This is a genomic window from Isoptericola sp. NPDC019693 (assembly GCF_044389085.1).
In the GTDB taxonomy this organism is placed as follows: Bacteria; Actinomycetota; Actinomycetes; order Actinomycetales; family Cellulomonadaceae; genus Isoptericola.
Window position 1 is genome coordinate 40,825 of record NZ_JBIRXP010000009.1, and the last position, 17,226, is coordinate 58,050.

Here is a 17,226-nt window from a genome sequence, read left to right on the forward strand (position 1 = left end):
GGACGGCGGACCGGGCTACGCTGACCGCCGTGCACAGGAAGGAGCGCACCGGCATCGTGGCGCTCGCCGTGCCGGACCTCGAGGAGCCGTACTTCGCCGAGCTCACGGCGCTGCTCGTGCGGCGCGCCGACGAGCGCGGGCTGTCGATCCTCATCCAGCAGACCGCCGGCGACCACGAGCGCGAGGTCGACGTCGCCAACGGCATCGGGCTGCCCCCGACCGACGGCCTCATCCACATCCCCCGCGCCCTGTCGGTGGCGGACCTGACCCGGCGCACCTCCCCCGGGCCGCTGGTGCTGCTCGGCGAGCACATCCTCGTCAGCCCGTTCACGCACGTGACCATCGACAACCGGGCCGCGTCTTACGCCGCGACCGAGCACCTGGCGTCCGTCGGGTGCCGACGCGTCGCGTTCGTCGGGCCGCGCGACGCCCGTCCCTCGGACGCCGCCGACCGCCGGTACGCCGGCTACCGCGAGGCCGTGGCCGCGCTGGGGATCGCCGACGACCCGGACCTGGTGGCCCAGGTCGAGGCGTTCACCCCGGCCGAGGGGCAGCGCGCCGTGCGCGACCTGCTGGACCGGGGCGTCGAGCTCGACGGCATCGTCTGCTCCAACGACTCGGTCGCGTTCGGGGCGCTGCCCGCGCTGCACGCGGCCGGCCGGCGGGTCCCGGACGACGTCGCCGTGATCGGGATCGACGACGTGCGCGGCGCCCGGTACGCCACGCCGTCGCTCACGTCCGTCTCCCCCGACAAGGAGGCGCTCGTCGAGCGTGCGCTGGGCGAGCTGGAGCGGCAGATCGCCACCCCGCCGGGCGCCAACCTGCCCGTGCAGCACGTCGTCGTGGAGGCACGCGTCGTGCCGCGCGCCAGCACCGCCCGCTGACGGGTGGGCACGGCGCGCTGCGGTCAGTCGGCCGGGACCACCCAGAGCTCGCCCACGTGCGCCTCGAGCAGCTCGCGCGCGTCGGCGTCCAGGCCGTCGTCGACGACGAGTCGCTCCACCTCGTGCAGGTCGACGATCGTCGTGAGGCCGACGACGCCCCACTTGGTGTGGTCGGCCAGCACGACGGCGTCCTGCCCGGCGGCGAGCAGCGCCCGGTCGGTCTCCGCCTCGAGCAGGTTCGGCGTGGTGAGCCCCGCGTGCAGGTCGACGCCGTGCACGCCGAGGAAGGCGACGTCGAGGTGCAGGTGCTCCAGCGAGCGCACCGCGACGGGCCCGACGAGGGCGTCCGACGGCGTGCGGACCCCGCCGGTGAGCACGACGGACTGCGTGTACGGCTCGTCGGCGCGGTCGGGGCGGCGGAACACCTCCGCGACCGGCAGCGAGTTCGTGACGACCGTGAGGTCGGGGACGGAGCGCAGCTCCTGCGCGAGCACCCACGTCGTCGTCCCGCCGGAGAGCCCCACCGCCATGCCCGGCTCGACGAGCTGCGCCGCCCGGCGCGCGATGGCGCGCTTCTCGGCCACGAGGTGCTGCGTGCGGGCGGTGAAGGCGCGCTCGTGCCCGGCGTCGCCCGCGTCGTCCCGCGTCGTCGCGCCGCCGCGCACCCGGTCGAGCTCGCCCGCGTCGGCGAGCGCCTCGATGTCCCGGCGCACCGTCATCGCGCTGACACCGAGCTCCTCGGCCAGCTCGGTGACGCTCGCGGCACCCCGACGGCGCACCTCGGCCACGATCCGCGACCTGCGTTCTGCGACGAGCACCCGCACCCCTTTCGACCCGCGGCACAGTCTGTCACGCAGGCTGGCGCCCGTTCGCCCGGTACTGCGCCGGGACGTGGAGAGCGACCGAACGAGCCTGGAGATCCCGTGACCCTGCCCGCCCCCTACGACGCCTGGTTCCCCGACAGCCCGATCGACGGCACGTACGGGTTCGACCGGGACGGCCTGCTCGCCGTGCCGCCCGCCGCCGAGCCCGCCGGCTTCGCCGACCTGTGGCGGTCGTGGCACGGTGCCGCGCGCAGGGTGCCCGCCGACGTCGTCTCCGAGCCGGTCGGCCGGCAGGGCGCCCACGAGGTGTCGGTCGTGACGTTCACCGCCGACGGCGGCCTGCGCCTGCGCGCGTGGGTGGCGCTGCCGGTCGACGGCGCCGTGCGGGTCGGGATCGTGCACGGGCACGGTTACGGCGGCCGCGAGGCGCCGTCGTCCGAGCGGGTGCCCCGCGACGCCGCGGTCATCTTCCCCGTGGCGCGCGGCCTGGGCGCGCTCAACGCGGGCGTCGGCGCCCCGGACGTCAGCTCCGCGCACGTCCTGGCGGGCATCGAGGACGTCGAGACGTACGTCCTGGGCCGGTGCGCCGTCGACCTGTGGCACGCCGCCACGGCCCTGCAGGAGGTGCTCTCCGGGGTGGCGGGCGCGCCGACCGGGGTGCCCCTGTACTACGTGGGCACCAGCTTCGGCGGCGGGGTGGGCGCGCTGGCCGTGCCGTGGGACGACCGCTTCGTGGGTGCCACGCTCGAGGTGCCGAGCTTCGGCCAGTACGACGAGCGCCTCGCGGTGCCGTGCACCGGCAGCGGCGAGGCGCAGCGCGGGTACGTCGCCGCGCACCCGGAGGCGCGGGCCGTCCTCGCCCTCACCGACGCGTCCGTCGCGGCGACGTACCTGCGCGTCCCGACACGGGTCGAGTGCGCCCTGTGGGACGCGCACGTCCCCCCGCCGGGGCAGTTCGGCGTGGCGGCAGGCGTCGCCGCCGCCGAGCGCGCGGGCACCGGGGCGGAGCTGGAGCTGGCCGTGCACTCCGCCGGGCACGCGGAGTACCCGGGGCAGGCGCGCGAGATGGCGGCGGCGTTCGCCGCCACGCGCGAGCACGTCGCGCGGGCGGTGGCCCGCGCGACGCGGTAACGCTCAGTTCCAGTCGTCGATCTTCACGTCCCGCGGGGACGGCGCGGCGTCGCCGCCCTCGACCAGGGCCTTGAGGCTCTGCAGGAACGTGGCCCACTTGGTGCTGCAGTGGTGCATGAACTCCACCGGCTCGCGCCAGCCGCGGTGCGCGAACAGCAGGATCGTCCAGTCGCCGTCCTGGCGCAGGTCCCACTCGATCGTCGTGCCGACCCACTCGTCCGGGCCTCCGACGACGCGCCACACCACGCGGCGCTGCAGGACCAGCTCCTCGACCTCCATCTCGAACGCACCGTCGGGGAAGCGGAACTCGAGCTTGCCGCCGAGGCCCGCGTCGCCCGTCGTCCTCTCGGTCCACCAGCCGGCGAGCCCCTCGACCGTCGACAACGCGTCGTACAGCTCCTGGGGCGTCGCGGTCCTCGTCCCGATCCTGTGCAGGATGTCGACCATGGTGATCAGCTCCTCGTGTCGGTCTTGCGAGTGTTCTCGATCGCCTCGGCGATCCCCTTGATGCGCTGCAGCCGGCGGTCCCAGGTGCGGCCGACGGCGGCCAGCTGGTCCGCGGCGCGGGCAAGCTGGACGGCGTCGACCTCGCACCGCCTCTCCCGTCCCGCCGTCGTGGACCGGACGAGGCCGGCACGGTCGAGCACGTCCAGGTGCTTGGCGACCGCCTGCCGCGTGACGGGCAGCTCCCGGCTCAGCGACGACGCGGTGCCGCCGCCCTCCGCGAGCAGCAGGTCGAGGATGCGCCTCCGGGTCGGGTCGCCGATCGCGGACCAGAGGGCGTCGTCCACGGGCGCCGCCCCGGTCATGACCGCACCCCCGGCGACCCCGCGTAGGTCACGAGCCGGGGCAGGTAGAACGCCCAGCCCTCGACGTGCTCGCGGTAGTGCTGCTCGAGGACCGCGACCTCCCAGCCCTGCTCGCGGAAGCCGGTCTCCGTCATACGCAGCAGCGTCCCGTCGCCCGACGGCACGAGCTCGAAGGTGACGAGCAGCGAGTTGCCCGCCGTCGCCTCCTCGCCCGAAGGGTGCGTCCACCGGAACGAGAACGTGCGCGGCGGCAGCGACTCGACCACCGTGAACGACTCGACCGTCCGGTCCGGGCCGTCTCCGAACGTGATCGACCCCGCCGCTCCGGGCTCCGGGTCGAAGTCCGCGTCGTCGGGCCACCACCGCCGCACGTGCTCCGGGCGGCTCACCACCTCGAAGACGACGTCGGGCGACGCCTCGACGTAGAGCTCGCGCTCGATGCTCCCCAGCTCGTTGACCGACCCCATGACCCCTCCTGCAACTAGTGGTTGCACATCACGCTAGCCCGTAGGCCAGGGATGCGCAACCACTAGTTGCAGAACAGGCGAGCGGGCTACCGCCGCCGCGTGGCCAGGAACTCCCCGATGCGGCCGATGGCCTCGGTGAGGACCTCCTCGTCGGGCAGGGTCACGAGGCGGAAGTGGTCGGGCTCGAACCAGTTGAACCCGGTGCCGTGGGTGACCAGGATCTTCTTGGCCCGCAGCAGGTCGATGACGAACGCCTCATCGTCCTCGATCGGGTACATCTCGGGGTCGAGGCGCGGGAAGCAGTACAGCGCGCCCTTCGGCCGCACGGACGTGACGCCGGGGATCTCGTTGAGCAGCTTGTCCGCCAGCATCGCCTGGTCGTAGAACCGGCCGCCGGGCACGATGAGCTCGTCGATCGACTGGTAGCCGCCCAGCGCCGTCTGGATGGCGTGCTGCGCGGGCACGTTGGCGCACATGCGCATGTTGGCCAGCAGCGTGAGGCCCTCGAGGAACTCGCTGGCGTTCTCCTTGGGGCCCGACACCATGACCCACCCGGCGCGGTAGCCGCACACGCGGTACGCCTTGGACAGGCCGCTGAACGTCAGGCAGAGCACGTCGTCGCCCGCGGCGGCCGCGGCGTGGTGGTGCGTGGCGCCGTCGAACAGGATCTTCTCGTAGATCTCGTCGGTGAGGACCACCAGGTCGTGGCGGCGGGCGATGTCGACCATCGCCTCCACCATCTCCTTGCTGTACACGGCGCCCGTGGGGTTGTTCGGGTTGATGATCACCATGGCGTGCGTGTTCTCGGTGATCTTCGACTCGAGGTCCTCGAGGTCCGGCATCCAGCCGTTCTCCTCGTCGCACCGGTAGTGCACGGCGGTGCCGCCGCACAGCGTCACGGCGCCGGTCCACAGCGGGTAGTCGGGCGCGGGGACGAGGATCTCGTTCCCCTCGTCGACGAACGCCTGGAGCACCATCGAGATGAGCTCGGAGACGCCGTTGCCGATGAAGACGTCGTCCACGCTCGTGTCGCGCAGCCCGCGCGACTGGTAGTACTGCGCCACCGCGGTGCGTGCCTCGTAGATGCCGCGCGAGTCGCTGTACCCCTGCGCCTCCGGCAGGTGGTGCACGACGTCGGCCTGGATGGCCGCCGGTGCCTCGAAGCCGAACGGCGCCGTGTTGCCGATGTTCAGCTTGAGGATGCGGTGGCCCTCGGCCTCGAGGCGCTGGGCCTCGACGAGGATGGGACCGCGGACGTCGTAGCGGACGCCGCGGAGCTTGCGGCTCTGTCGGATGGTACGCACGGGGACCATCATCCCCCGCCGCACCCCGTGCCCGACACGGCCAATCCGCGACGAGCGGACCCGGACCGCCGGGACGCCCGCCCCGCGACACCACCCTGCAGACCCTGCGGACCGCCCTGCTCGGACATAGCGTGTGCCGGGAAAGGTCAGATCAGGCAGGAGTGCTCGGAAATGCGCAATGTGGTCGGTCGACGGCGGGCAGCCGTCATGTGCGGGGCGTTGCTCGCCGGGGCAGGGCTGGTGGCCGTCGCCCAGGTGGCGTCGGCCGAGGTCCCGACGCCGGGGGCCGACGAGTCCGTCGTGACGGTGCGGGTCGGGGGCGACCGGACCGCGGACGGTGGGGTGGCTCCCCTGCCGGGCGTCACGCTGGGGCTGTACGCGGACCAGGACGCGACGACCGTGGTGGACGACGAGTGGGGCACCTGCGTCTCGGACGCCGACGGCGACTGCTCGTTCACCGTGCCGGACACGGGCGCCGGCGGGGACAACGCCGACGAGCAGTACGTGGTCAAGCAGATCTCCGCCCCCGACGGCTGGTTCGTCAACCCGACGCTGCGGGTCGGCTCGGGCAGCGGGTCGAGCTCGACGGCGCAGCCGTACGCCTTCACGACCCCCGCGCTCGCCGGCGGGGAGACCTACTCGTCGCTCGACCCCAGCATCGGCTTCATGGCCGGCCCCGCGTCGAGCGGCCGGCCGGTGACCGACTCGGAGGGGATCTGGCAGCAGTCGCGGACCAACCCCGGGCTGGTGCCGCAGTGCGGTGCCGACATCGCGCTCGTGCTCGACCTGTCGTCCTCGCTGGGCAGCCAGGTGACCAACCTCAAGGCGGCCACGGACTCCGTGGCGAACGCACTGGTCGGGACCCCGTCGCGCCTCGCCGTCTTCTCCTTCGACCGGTTCTCGCCGAGCTCCGGCTCCGACGGGAACCACCCCGAGCTGGTGAGCGTCGCCACCCAGCAGGGCGCCGACGCCTTCAAGGCGCAGTACGCCGACTGGACCACCGGGTCGGGCACCAACTGGGACCAGGGGCTGCGCGTCGTGGCGGACGCCGCCCCGGAGTACCAGATCGTCGTGATGATCACCGACGGCAACCCGACCCGCTTCGGGGCCACGGGCAGCGGCGGGACCGGCGGCACCACGCACCTGCGCGACGTCGAGAACGGCATCTACTCCGCGAACGCGGTCAAGGCCGAGGGGTCGCGGCTGCTGGTGCTCGGGGTCGGCTCCGGGATCGACGACGTCAGCCGGCTCAACCTGCGCGCCCTGTCGGGCGAGACGTTCTACACGGGCGGCGACGCCGAGGACGCGGACTACTTCGACCTGGACGACTTCGAGGCCGCCGGGTCGGCGCTGCGCGACCTGCTCCTCAGCAGCTGCGACGCACGGATCAACGTCACCAAGGCGCTGGTGCCCGCCGGGAACGAGGCCGGGGACGTCTCCGGCGCCGTGCCCGCCGGCGAGGGCTGGCAGTTCGGCGCCGCCACGTCCACCCCGGGCGTCACGCTCGACCCGACGTCGGCGACCACGATCGACGACGGCACCGGCAGCGTCGCCTTCGACGTCGACTACGACGGCCTTCCCACGGACGCCGAGGTGTCGCTGTCCGAGACCCAGCAGGACGGCTACACGCTGGTGCCCGTCGACGGCCAGAACGCCGTCTGCGTCGACAAGCTCGACGACGACGCCCCGGTCACCGCGACGAACGACGGCTCGACCGGGTTCACCTTCGGGCTCCCGGCCTCCGGGTTCGTGAGCTGCACGGTGTACAACCAGCCGCTCAGCAGCGTCGTGGTGGACAAGACGTGGGTGATCGACGGCGTGGAGCTCCCCGAGGGGGAGCAGCCGGACGGCTTCACGGCACAGCTCTCGCTCACGGGGCCCGGCGGCGCCGGCGCGACCGACCAGGACTGGAGCGATCCGCGCGGCGGGTACCAGGGACCCGAGGAGGTCACCGTCGACGAGACGGCGAGCATCCCGGACGGGTGCGTGCTGGCGGACGCGGAGGTGACGGCCGTGGACGGCGAGGCCGTGGACCCCGCGCCGCTGCCGTTCGACACCACTGCGGCGTACCCCGTCCGGGAGGTCGAGGTGACCAACCGGGTGACGTGCCCGCCCATGCTCACCCTCGTCAAGGAGGTCGTCAACGACGACGGCGGCACGGCCACGCCCGGCGACTGGACGCTGTCGGCGACCGGCCCGGTCGAGATCGAGGGCGTCACGGGCGACGACTCCATCACCTTCGCCTCCGTCGAGGCCGGTGACTACACGCTCGCCGAGGACGGGCCCGAGGGCTACGACTCGCTGGGATGGACGTGCGTCGACGACGTCACGGGCGCCGACGTGGCGGTGGTCGACGACGTCGTGAGCGTCGGGGCCGAGGACGCGGTCACCTGCACCGTGACCAACGACGACGTCGCAGCACCCACGCCCAGCCCGTCGCCGTCGCCCAGCACGACGCCGACGCCGACACCCAGCACGACGCCCAGCCCGTCGCCCAGCCCGTCGCCCACGGCGACCGCGAGCCCCTCCCCCACCCCGGGACCGGGCACGGCCGGGCCCGGGGGCGCGGGCCCCGGTGGCCCGGCGGCACCCGGCGGGCCGGGGTCGCTGCCCCTGACGGGCGCCGGCATCGCCGGGCTGCTGTCCGCCGCGGTGGCGCTGGTCCTGGCCGGGTGGGGCGTCGTCGCGGCGGTGCGCCGCCGCAGCACCTCCTGACGTGACCCGCCCGCTCGCGCGACCGGAGCCGCGCCGGGCGGGCGGGTTGGCACCGGGGCGCACGGTGGGCGACGGTAGGAGTCTGGTCTCGCTCCCGTTCGGAGGTCGTCATGAAGGTCGTCGTCATCGGTGCGCTCGGCAAGGTCGCGCGCCAGCTCCTCCCCCTGCTGGCCGACGGCGGCACCGGCCCGGTGGTCGACGTCGCCGGGGTGGTCCGCAAGCCCGAGCAGACGGACCGGGTGGCCGACCTCGGGGCGGACCCGGTGCTGCTGGACGTCGAGCACGCGAGCACCGACGAGATCGCCGCCGTGCTGGCCGGCGCGGACGCCGTCGTGTGGTCCGCCGGGGCCGGCGGCGGCAACCCGGACCGCACGTACGCCGTCGACCGGGACGCCGCGATCCGCTCCATGGACGCCGCCGCGAGCGCCGGTGTGCGCCGGTACGTCATGGTGTCGTGGGTGGGTTCGACGCCGGAGCACGGCGTCCCGGAGAGCGCCGGGTTCTTCGCCTACGCGGACGCCAAGCTCGCGGCCGACGACCACCTGCGCACCACCGACCTGGACTGGACGATTCTCGGTCCGGGCACCCTGACGGACGACCCGCCGACCGGGCGCATCGCCGTCCTGCCCGAGACGGGCGCCGTCCCCGCCGGGACGGACACGAGCGTGCCGCGCGCCGACGTCGCGCAGGTCGTGGCCGCGACGCTGCGCGAGCCCGCGAGCGTCGGCCGCTTCGTCCGGTTCTCCGCCGGGGACACGCCGATCCCGACGGCGCTGCGCAACCTCTCGTAGACGGCGTCGCGGCTGCGGGTCGTCAGCCGCGACGCAGGCGCTGTGCGTAGACGTCGAGCACCTGGATGATGCCCGAGTGCTGGTAGACGCGGTTGCGCTGCATCCCGGTGCGTTCCTCCAGCACCCCGGCGTCGACCAGCTGTCCGAGCGCGCGCTGGGCACCCATGCCGTTCATCCCGACGCGCTCGATCAGCAGGGTCGCGTTCACCACGGGGTGCGCGACCAGGTGCGGCAGCACCTTCCACGCCCCGGCGTTGCGCCGTACGCCGGACATCCGGTCCCGGGACCACTCGACCTGGGCGGCAAGGTCGTCGACCAGGTGGGCGCCCGAGCTGGCTGCGAAGCGGCTGGCGTTGCCGAAGGCCTCGATGATCGGCCTCGCGTCGCCCTCGCGGAAAGCGCGCAGCGCGGAGAAGTACCCCTCGGTGTCCCGCAGCAACCCGGCCGAGACAGGTGCCGTGGTGCTGGCCAGCACACCCTTGGAACGCAGCAGGGCCTGCACGATCGCGCGGCCGGTGCGGCCGTTCCCGTCGGCGAGCGGGTGGATGGTCTCGAACTGAGCGTGCGCGATCGCCGCCTGCACGAGCACGGGCATGTCGTCGCGGCGCATGAACTCCACCAGGTCGCCCATCGCGGCGGGCACGTGCTCGGCCTGCGGGGCGACGTGGCTGGCGCCGAGCGGACTGAGCCCGCTGGAGCCCACCCACACCAGCCCTTCGCGGTAGCGACCGGCGTGCTCCTCCCAGCCGGTCTGAGCTTCCAGCAGCTCACGTTGCATCACGAGGATCGCGTCTGTGTCGAGTCGGTCGGAGAGGTCGAGAGCGGCTTCCATGGCACGGACGTTGGCCACGACCACTGTGGCGTTCTGCGACGTGGACTGGTCGATCTCGGCGAGGGCGAGCTGCCGAGCGCCGACGGTCAGGTTCTCGATCTGGGAGGACGAGGTCGACTCGGTGCGCAGCAGGATCGACGACATCGGGCCGAGTGTCGGACTGTCCGCGCCGAGCACGGATCGTGCGTAGGTGTCGAAGCGCGTCAGCGCCGCGGTCGCTTCCTCAGCGTCCGCGGCTAGGTCCGTCGGCAGGACCGGCACATACTGTGCGATGGGAGGGGTCACTGCGGACCGGTATGGCCCGCTGGCGGCCGCTACCCGCGCACGGCCGTGCAGTCCGTCGGGCTCCGCCTGCCAGACGTGCTCCTCGTAGCCCATTTCGGGCACGTTCACCGGAAGTGTGACCACGCTCCGCATCTTAGTAACACTTCATGCCAATGTGTTCCTAGGCCACCCGCGGGCCTCACACGACGCCGGCTCGGTGTCTGCGCCGGCGGCGACATCGTCACGCTGGACCCGCCGTCCGACGGCCCGCCTCCCGACGTCGCGCGCTGATCGCGCCGTGCGGCCGGACGCCGGGGTCGTCGCGCTCGGCCGTCCCCACGAGGTCGAACCCGGCCCGCTCGACGCGGGCCGCCAGCTCGTCGACGGGCCAGAACCACGCCCTCGTCACGGCATGGTCGAACGGCTCGACGCGCGGACCGCGGCAGAACCCCAGCAGCAGCCCGCCGCCCGGCGCGACGGCGCGGGCGAGCTCGGCGAGCACCTCGTCGACCCCCGTGCCGTCCACAGCCTCGGGCGAGGTGTGGATCACGGAGTACCAGGCGAGCACGCCGCCGAGACTGCCGTCCGGCACGCCGAGGTCGGCGAGCGCGGCGCGGCGGAACGGGACGCCGGGATACGTCGCCCGGGCGCGCTCCAGGAACGGCTCCGCGAGGTCGACGCCCTCCGCGTCCAGGCCCTGGCGGGCGAGGAAGTCCGTCCAGTGCCCCGGCCCGCACCCGGCATCGACGACGCGCCCGGTCAGCCCGGCGGCCCACCGCGCGACGAGGTCGCGGTCGTCGTCGTGCACCGCGTCCATCGACCCGAACAGCGCGGTGTACTCCTGTGCGCGGGCAGCGTAGGCCGCGCCCGCGTCCGTCATCGAGGCGTCACCGGCTCAGTCCAGCTCCCGCAGGGGCGAGGTGCGCTCGCCGCCCGCGTCCCCGGTGTTGACGGTGGAGGTCGGCTCGACGAGCAGCGCGTGCACCTCGCCGTCGGCGCGCGGGCAGTGCTCGACGCCCTTCGGCACGACGAAGACGTCGTGCGGGCCGAGGACGACGTCCCGGTCGCGGAGCTGGATGGTGAGCCGACCGCTGAGCACGAGGAACAGCTCGTCGGTGTCGTCGTGCGTGTGCCAGACGAACTCGCCGTCCAGCTTGACCACCTTGACGGCGTAGTCGTTGACGCTCGCGAGCAGGTGCGGCTGCCACGGCTCGGGGATGCTCTCGAGTGCGGTGCGGATGTTCCTCACGTCGCTGCTCACGGGGCCACCCTAGGCCGGTGCTGCCCCGGCGCGTCCGAGCACGGTCCGGATGGACCGCCGCGCGTGCTCCCGCGCCCGCGCGGCGGACGGAGGAGGGTCCAGACCGAGCAGCCGGCGCCGGTGCGGCTCGCCGAGCAGCAGCGTGTACAGCTCCTCGGCGCGCTCCCGCGGGCCGCCGAGATCGGGGTGCTCGGCGGCGAGCAGTGCCGCGAGGACGTCGACGGAGCGCCCCGGGCCGCGCTCGTAGAAGTCGGCGGCGAGCCCGGGCAGCTGGCGCGCCTCGGCGATCACCAGCCGGTGCAGTGTCACGGCGTCGTCGCCGTGCAGCGTCCGCACGATCCGTGTCGCGACCTCCTCGAGGCCGTCTCCCGCGTGCAGGCCCTCCTCCTCGTGCCCGTGCAGGCGCTCGACGGCGGCGAGGAAGAGCCCGGCCTTGTCCATGAAGTGGCTGTAGATCGTGCGCTTGGTCGCGCCGGCCGCCGCCGCGACGCCGCCGATCGTGGTCGCGGCGAGCCCGTGCTCGGCGAGCTGCGCGATCGCGGCGTCGAGGATCGCTTCGCGCCGCGCGTCGACCTCGTCCCGCCGCGGGCGACCTCGGCGGGCGGCGGGTCGGTCCGTCGTCGTTCCCATGCTCTAATGATACGACAGCGTTTCATTCTTGCGATGCCTGGCACGAGGAGGACCGATGGCTGGACGACGGCTGCTGCACGTGGCCTTCAGCGACGACTGGGAGGCCTGCGGACGGTTCGGCGAGTACGACGTCGCCACCCGCCGCACCCTCGTCGACGACGCGGGCCACGTCCACGCGACCACCGCCGCCGGCCTGCCGGCCGTGCTGCGGGACGTGTACGGGGACGCCACCGAGCCGCTCGTCCTCGCCGTCGTCGACGAGGGCGCCCTCGACGCCCAGGGGATCCCCGTGCGCTGGGAGCCCGACGCCGCGGGGACCCCCTCCCCGCGCATCGGCGGGGCGCTGCCGATGGACCGCGACACCGTGGTCGCCGTCCTGGAGATCGGGCGCGGGCCCGACGGGTGGGTCGCACCCGACCTCGCCGGGCTGGACGTGCGCGAGACCGCGCCGCCCCTCAGCCCGCCGGTCAGCCCAGGAAGCTCGTGAGCCGGCGGCGGACGCCCGCCGCGTCGAGGCCGTGCGCGGCGGCGTGGTCGCGCGGCGTGCCGTAGCGCCGCAGCTCCGCCTCGCCGGGCACGCCGACGTGCAGCACGCGGCTGGGACGGTCCGCCAGCGCCGCCGCCACGGCCGCGGCGCTCGTGCCCTCCAGGTACGGCTCGACGACGGCGAGCACGGGCGCGGGGCCGGCCAGCGCGCGCAGCCCGTCGGCGTCGAGCGGGTGCGGGGTGGCTGTCCACGCGACCCGCACGGGCAGGCCGGCGGTCGCCTCGAGCACGGTGTCGAGCATCGGCCCGACGGCGAGGACGACCGGCGCCGAGCCCGACGACGGCGCCGGCCCCGCGGCGTCGCGCACCAGGTGCAGCCTCCCGTCCACCGGGCCGGGCCGGGCGTTGCGCTGCCCGGAGAGCCGGACGTACGCCCGGCCGGTGCCCGCGGCCTCGCGGCGCAGCAGCTCCGCGACCTCGTCGGCGTGGCCCGGCACGTGCACCGTCCAGCCGGGCAGCGCGGAGATCAGCGCGACGTCCGCGGGCGCCTGGTGGGTGCGGCCGCCGGCGGAGACGTCGTACGACGCGCCCGCGCTCACGAGGACCGCCCCGACGTCCTGGTGCCCCAGGTCCAGCTTGACCTGCTCGTACGGTCGCTCCACGAGGAACGACGCGAACGTGTGCACGATCGGGCGCCGACCGGCGAGCGCCAGGCCGCCCGCCACGCCGATCAGCGCCTGCTCGCGGATGCCGACGTCGATGACGCGGCCGGGGTGGCGCTCGATCGCGCGGGACATATAGCCGGACCCGATCACCGCCAGGACGACGTCGACGTCGGGGTACGCGTCGAGCAGCGGGTCCAGCTCGTCGTAGAAACGGGTGCGCAGGTCCAGCGCCTGCGACGCCGGGGCGAGGGTGGTCATGCCGCCTCCTTGCTCGTCGGGCTGCTCGTCGGGCTGCCCGTCGTGTCGACCACCACGACCGTCGGGCGGTCGGGCTCGGTGCGCCGCAGCGCCGCGGTGAGCCGGGGCTGGTCGTGGGTGCGCACCTCGGCGGCCACCCACCCCTCGAGGGCGAACCGCGGCGCGATGCCGCCGGGCCAGCCGAGACCGTCGCTGCGGTTGTCGACGACGACGCACGTGAGGTTGCCGAGGCCGAACCTGCCCGCCACCTGGATCGCCTCGGCGTTGCTGCCCTCGTCCAGCTCGGCGTCGCCCACGAGCACCACGACGCGCGCGGGCGACCGGCCGCGCAGCCCCAGCGCGAGGCCGACGGCGAGGGGCAGCCCGTGGCCCAGGGAGCCGCTGCCGATCTCGATGCCGGGCACCAGGGTGCGGTCGGGGTGGTGGCCCAGCGGCGAGTCGAACGACGCGACGTCGTCCAGCCACTCCGCGGGGAAGAATCCCTTCGCCGCCAGCACCGCGTACGTCGACGCCGGGCCGTGCCCCTTGGAGAGCAGGAAGCGGTCGCGGTCGGGGGCCTCGGGGCTGGCCGGGTCGACGCGGAGCACCTGGTCGTACAAGGTCCACACGACGTCGAGCGTGGAGTGGGCGCTGGGGTCGTGCTTCTCGTCGCCCGTCACGCGGGCGACGAGGTCGCGGACGTGCCGCGGGACCCTGGCGGGGACGGCCTGCACCGGCGTGATCGTCGTCATGCCACGATCGTCCGACCTGAACCATGGTTGAGGTCAACCCCTGTCGGCGACGTGCGCGTGCGCCACCTCACGCGCCGCCGTCCTGCGGAAACGCGAGGTCGGAGGCAGGATCGAGACGGACCCGCCACCGTCACCTGGAGGTCTCGTCATGGCCCGCACCGTCGCCGAACACCTCGTCGACCAGCTCGTCGCCGCCGGCGTCAAGCGCATCTACGGCATCGTCGGGGACTCGCTGAACCCCGTCGTCGACGCCGTCCGCCGCACCGAGGGCATCGACTGGGTGCACGTGCGCCACGAGGAGGCCGCGGCGTTCGCGGCCGCCGCCGACGCCGAGGTGACGGGCGAGCTCGCCGTCTGCGCCGGGTCGTGCGGGCCGGGCAACCTGCACCTCATCAACGGCCTCTACGACGCGAACCGCTCTAGGCTGCCGGTGCTCGCCATCGCGTCGCACATCCCCAGCGCGCAGATCGGCACCCAGTTCTTCCAGGAGACGCACCCGGACCGCATCTTCAACGAGGCGTCCGTGTTCTCGGAGCTGATCTCGTCGCCGGCCCAGCTGCCGCGGGTCACGCGGTCCGCCATCCAGCACGCGCTCGCCGCCCCCGGTGTCGCGGTGCTGACCCTGCCGGGCGACGTCGCCGACGAGCGCGTGCCCGACGACGACGCCCCGATCCTCGTGCCCGGCGCCTGCCCGGCGCGCGTCGTGCCGAACGACGCCGACGTCCAGGCGCTCGCCGACGCGATCAACCAGGCGAAGAAGGTGACGCTGTTCGTCGGGGCCGGGGCGCGCGACGCCCGCGACGCCGTCCTGGAGCTCGCCGACCTCGCCGCCGCCCCCGTCGGCCACTCGCTGCGCGGCAAGGAGATCATCCAGTACGAGAACCCCCACGACGTCGGCATGTCCGGCCTGCTCGGCTACGGCTCCTGCCACGAGGCGATGCACTCCGCCGACCTGCTGGTGCTCGTGGGCACCGACTTCCCGTACGACTCGTTCCTGCCGTCCGGCGTCCGCACCGCCCAGATCGACGTCGACGCCTCCCATCTCGGCCGCCGCACCCGCCTCGACGTGCCCGTGCACGGCGACGTCGGCGAGACCCTCAAGCTGCTCAACCCGCTGATCCAGCGCAAGAAGGACCGCAAGTTCCTGCGCTCGATGGTCGACAAGCACGCCGGGATCATGACCAAGGTCGTGGGCGCGTACACGCGCAACGTGGAGAAGCACACGCCGATCCACCCCGAGTACGCGGCCGTGCAGCTCGACGAGACGGCCGCCGACGACGCCGTGTTCACCGTCGACACCGGCATGAACAACGTGTGGGCGGCCCGGTACCTCACGCCCAACGGGAAGCGGCGCGTCATCGGGTCGTTCATCCACGGCTCGATGGCGAACGCGCTGCCGCACGCCATCGGCGCCGCGTTCGCGCAGCCCGGCCGGCAGGTCGTGGCCCTCGCCGGCGACGGCGGCCTGTCCATGCTGCTGGGCGAGCTCATCACGGTGCGCACGTACGACCTGCCGGTGAAGATCGTCGTCTTCAACAACGCGACCCTCGGCATGGTGAAGCTCGAGATGCTCGTCGAAGGGCTGCCCTCGTACGGCACCGACTCCCCGCCGGTGGACTACCGGAACATCGGCCTCGCCGTCGGCATCCCGTCCGTGCGCGTGGAGCGGCCGAAGGACCTGCGCCGGGCGCTGAAGGACGGCCTGGACCGCAAGGGCCCGGCGCTCATCGAGGTCGTCACCGACCCGAACGCGCTGTCCATCCCGCCGTCCATCACGACGGGGCAGATCCGCGGGTTCGCCACCGCGATGACGAAGGAGATCTTCGGCGGAGGCATGGGCGAGGTCATGTCCATGGCCCGCTCGAACCTGCGCAACCTCCCCCGCTGACCCCAGCCCGAGTGTGGTGAGCGGGGGGGGGGGGCCCGGGGGGGGGGGCCCACCGCCCCCCCCCCCCCCCCCCCCCCCACACGGGGGCCCCCGGGGGGGGGGGGGGGGGGGGCGGGGGGGGGGGGCGCCCCCCCCCGGCCCCCCCCCCCCGCCCACGACGAGATCAGGGGCGCCAGGTGGCGGCGACGGCGAGGAAGGCGTCGTTGGCCTCGACCTCGCCGATGCTCACACGCAGGCCGTCGCCCGCGAACGGGCGCACCAGGACGCCGGCGGCGGTGGCTTCGGCGGCGCGGTCCACGGTGTCCTCGCCGAGCGGGAGCCACACGAAGTTGGCGTGCGTCTCGGGCAGGTCCCAGCCCTGCTCGCGCAGGGCGGCGACGACGCGCTCACGCTCGGCGACGAGCGCGTCGACCCGCTCGCGCAGCTCGTGCTGGGCCACGGGCTCGAGGGAGGCCAGCGCCGCGCGCTGGGCGACGTGGTTGACGCCGAACGGGGTGGAGACCGCGCGGATCCCCGCGGCGAGGCGCGGCTCGGCGACGGCGTAGCCCACGCGCAGGCCCGCCAGCCCGTACGCCTTGGACAGCGTGCGCAGCAGGACGACGTTCGGGTGCCGCCGGAGCAGGTCGACACCCTCGGGCGCCTGCGGGTCGCGCACGAACTCGAGGTACGCCTCGTCCACGATCACCAGCACGTCGCGGGGCACGGCGGCGAGGAGCTCCTCGAGCTCGTCCGCGTGCACCACGGGCCCGGTGGGGTTGTTCGGCGTGCAGACCATGACCACGCGCGTGCGCGGCGTGACGGCGGCGGCCATCGCCGGCAGGTCGAGCCGGCCGTCCGCGCGGACCGGCACCGTCACCGCGACGCCGCCCGCGACGGCGACGACGATCGGGTAGGCCTCGAACGAGCGCCACGGGAACACGACCTCGTCGCCGTGCTCGACGACGGCCTGCAGCACGTGCGCCAGCACGGCCACCGAGCCGTTGCCCACGACGACCTGGTCCGCCCGGACGCCGACGTGCGCCGCCAGCGCCTCGACCAGCTCGGTCGCGTACATGTCGGGGTAGCGGTTGGTCTCCTCGGCCGCGCGCGTGATGGCCTCGAGGACGGACGGCAGCGGCGGGTACGGGTTCTCGTTCGACGACAGCTTCCACAGCTGCGCGCCCTCCGCGGGCCGCGCGCCCGGCACGTACGCGGGCAGCGCGGCGACGGCGGCGCGCAGGGGGACGGTCGAGGCGGGAGCGACGTGCGGGTCAGCGGGGGTGGTCACAGCGATCAAGGATGCCACC

The 17,226-nt window shown here is 74.1% G+C and carries 18 protein-coding genes; 6 read left to right on the plus strand and 12 right to left on the minus strand.

Annotation, left to right across the window (positions count from 1 at the left end):
* The first annotated feature begins 29 nt into the window (after positions 1 to 29).
* Entirely contained in the window at positions 30 to 884 is an 855-nt protein-coding gene (locus tag ACH436_RS20290) for a LacI family DNA-binding transcriptional regulator (protein ID WP_430562020.1), read from the plus strand.
* 23 nt (positions 885 to 907) lie between these two features.
* Here ACH436_RS20290 and ACH436_RS20295 read toward each other — a convergent pair whose 3' ends face one another.
* Complete coding sequence (locus ACH436_RS20295; RefSeq protein WP_430562021.1) at positions 908 to 1,702, minus strand: DeoR/GlpR family DNA-binding transcription regulator; 795 nt, start codon at positions 1,700 to 1,702, stop codon at positions 908 to 910.
* 105 nt (positions 1,703 to 1,807) lie between these two features.
* Here ACH436_RS20295 and ACH436_RS20300 point away from each other — a divergent pair, with 105 nt between their 5' ends.
* Positions 1,808 to 2,839, plus strand: coding sequence for an acetylxylan esterase (locus ACH436_RS20300; RefSeq protein ID WP_430562022.1), 1,032 nt, complete (start codon positions 1,808 to 1,810; stop codon positions 2,837 to 2,839).
* Positions 2,840 to 2,842: 3 nt separating this feature from the next.
* Here the strand turns inward: ACH436_RS20300 and ACH436_RS20305 are convergent, their stop codons facing one another.
* The 4 genes from ACH436_RS20305 to ACH436_RS20320 all read right to left on the minus strand — a co-directional run bounded on the left by ACH436_RS20305 (position 2,843) and on the right by ACH436_RS20320 (position 5,419).
* Positions 2,843 to 3,286 (minus strand): SRPBCC domain-containing protein, encoded by a 444-nt coding sequence (locus ACH436_RS20305; RefSeq protein WP_430562023.1) that lies wholly within the window; start codon positions 3,284 to 3,286, stop codon positions 2,843 to 2,845.
* 5 nt (positions 3,287 to 3,291) lie between these two features.
* Entirely contained in the window at positions 3,292 to 3,648 is a 357-nt protein-coding gene (locus ACH436_RS20310; RefSeq protein WP_430562024.1) for an ArsR/SmtB family transcription factor, read from the minus strand.
* Positions 3,645 to 4,115 carry an SRPBCC family protein gene (locus ACH436_RS20315; RefSeq protein WP_430562025.1) on the minus strand — a complete coding sequence of 157 codons (471 nt, stop codon included), beginning with the start codon at positions 4,113 to 4,115 and terminating at the stop codon, positions 3,645 to 3,647. Before ACH436_RS20315 ends, ACH436_RS20310 begins: the two co-directional genes overlap by 4 nt.
* A gap of 86 nt (positions 4,116 to 4,201) precedes the next feature.
* On the minus strand, positions 4,202 to 5,419 hold the full coding sequence (locus ACH436_RS20320; RefSeq protein WP_430562026.1) for a pyridoxal phosphate-dependent aminotransferase: 1,218 nt from the start codon (positions 5,417 to 5,419) through the stop codon (positions 4,202 to 4,204).
* Between the two features lie 171 nt (positions 5,420 to 5,590).
* Here ACH436_RS20320 and ACH436_RS20325 point away from each other — a divergent pair, with 171 nt between their 5' ends.
* Both ACH436_RS20325 and ACH436_RS20330 read left to right on the plus strand, forming a co-directional pair.
* Entirely contained in the window at positions 5,591 to 8,134 is a 2,544-nt protein-coding gene (locus tag ACH436_RS20325) for a hypothetical protein (RefSeq protein WP_430562027.1), read from the plus strand.
* A gap of 110 nt (positions 8,135 to 8,244) precedes the next feature.
* The gene (locus ACH436_RS20330) at positions 8,245 to 8,925 is read left to right on the plus strand and encodes an SDR family oxidoreductase (protein ID WP_430562028.1); all 681 of its coding nucleotides are present in this window, start codon (positions 8,245 to 8,247) and stop codon (positions 8,923 to 8,925) included.
* 22 nt (positions 8,926 to 8,947) lie between these two features.
* Here the strand turns inward: ACH436_RS20330 and ACH436_RS20335 are convergent, their stop codons facing one another.
* The 4 genes from ACH436_RS20335 to ACH436_RS20350 all read right to left on the minus strand — a co-directional run bounded on the left by ACH436_RS20335 (position 8,948) and on the right by ACH436_RS20350 (position 11,912).
* Positions 8,948 to 10,174, minus strand: coding sequence for a Fic family protein (locus ACH436_RS20335; protein WP_430562029.1), 1,227 nt, complete (start codon positions 10,172 to 10,174; stop codon positions 8,948 to 8,950).
* Between the two features lie 88 nt (positions 10,175 to 10,262).
* A complete protein-coding gene (locus ACH436_RS20340) occupies positions 10,263 to 10,901 on the minus strand; it encodes a class I SAM-dependent methyltransferase (protein ID WP_430562030.1) in 639 nt (212 codons plus the stop codon).
* A gap of 15 nt (positions 10,902 to 10,916) precedes the next feature.
* Positions 10,917 to 11,282 (minus strand): cupin domain-containing protein, encoded by a 366-nt coding sequence (locus ACH436_RS20345; RefSeq protein ID WP_430562031.1) that lies wholly within the window; start codon positions 11,280 to 11,282, stop codon positions 10,917 to 10,919.
* A 9-nt stretch (positions 11,283 to 11,291) separates the two neighbouring features.
* Entirely contained in the window at positions 11,292 to 11,912 is a 621-nt protein-coding gene (locus tag ACH436_RS20350) for a TetR/AcrR family transcriptional regulator (RefSeq protein WP_430562032.1), read from the minus strand.
* A 55-nt stretch (positions 11,913 to 11,967) separates the two neighbouring features.
* Here ACH436_RS20350 and ACH436_RS20355 point away from each other — a divergent pair, with 55 nt between their 5' ends.
* Positions 11,968 to 12,399, plus strand: coding sequence for a DUF952 domain-containing protein (locus tag ACH436_RS20355; RefSeq protein ID WP_430562033.1), 432 nt, complete (start codon positions 11,968 to 11,970; stop codon positions 12,397 to 12,399).
* Here ACH436_RS20355 and ACH436_RS20360 read toward each other — a convergent pair.
* Together ACH436_RS20360 and ACH436_RS20365 are read right to left on the minus strand one after the other, a co-directional pair.
* Positions 12,380 to 13,321 (minus strand): transketolase family protein, encoded by a 942-nt coding sequence (locus ACH436_RS20360; RefSeq protein WP_430562034.1) that lies wholly within the window; start codon positions 13,319 to 13,321, stop codon positions 12,380 to 12,382. The genes ACH436_RS20355 and ACH436_RS20360 overlap by 20 nt on opposite strands.
* Positions 13,318 to 14,052: a thiamine pyrophosphate-dependent enzyme gene (locus tag ACH436_RS20365; RefSeq protein WP_430562035.1), complete on the minus strand. Its 735-nt coding sequence runs from the start codon at positions 14,050 to 14,052 to the stop codon at positions 13,318 to 13,320. The genes ACH436_RS20360 and ACH436_RS20365 overlap by 4 nt, the downstream gene beginning before the upstream one ends.
* 148 nt (positions 14,053 to 14,200) lie before the next feature.
* Between ACH436_RS20365 and ACH436_RS20370 the strand changes: the two genes are divergently transcribed.
* Positions 14,201 to 15,940, plus strand: a complete 1,740-nt coding sequence (locus ACH436_RS20370; RefSeq protein ID WP_430562036.1) for a pyruvate dehydrogenase — start codon at positions 14,201 to 14,203, stop codon at positions 15,938 to 15,940.
* A 163-nt stretch (positions 15,941 to 16,103) separates the two neighbouring features.
* On the opposite strand, the gene hisC is transcribed toward ACH436_RS20370, so the two are convergent.
* Positions 16,104 to 17,207 carry a histidinol-phosphate transaminase gene (hisC, locus tag ACH436_RS20375; RefSeq protein ID WP_430562037.1) on the minus strand — a complete coding sequence of 368 codons (1,104 nt, stop codon included), beginning with the start codon at positions 17,205 to 17,207 and terminating at the stop codon, positions 16,104 to 16,106.
* Positions 17,208 to 17,226 lie beyond the last annotated feature (19 nt).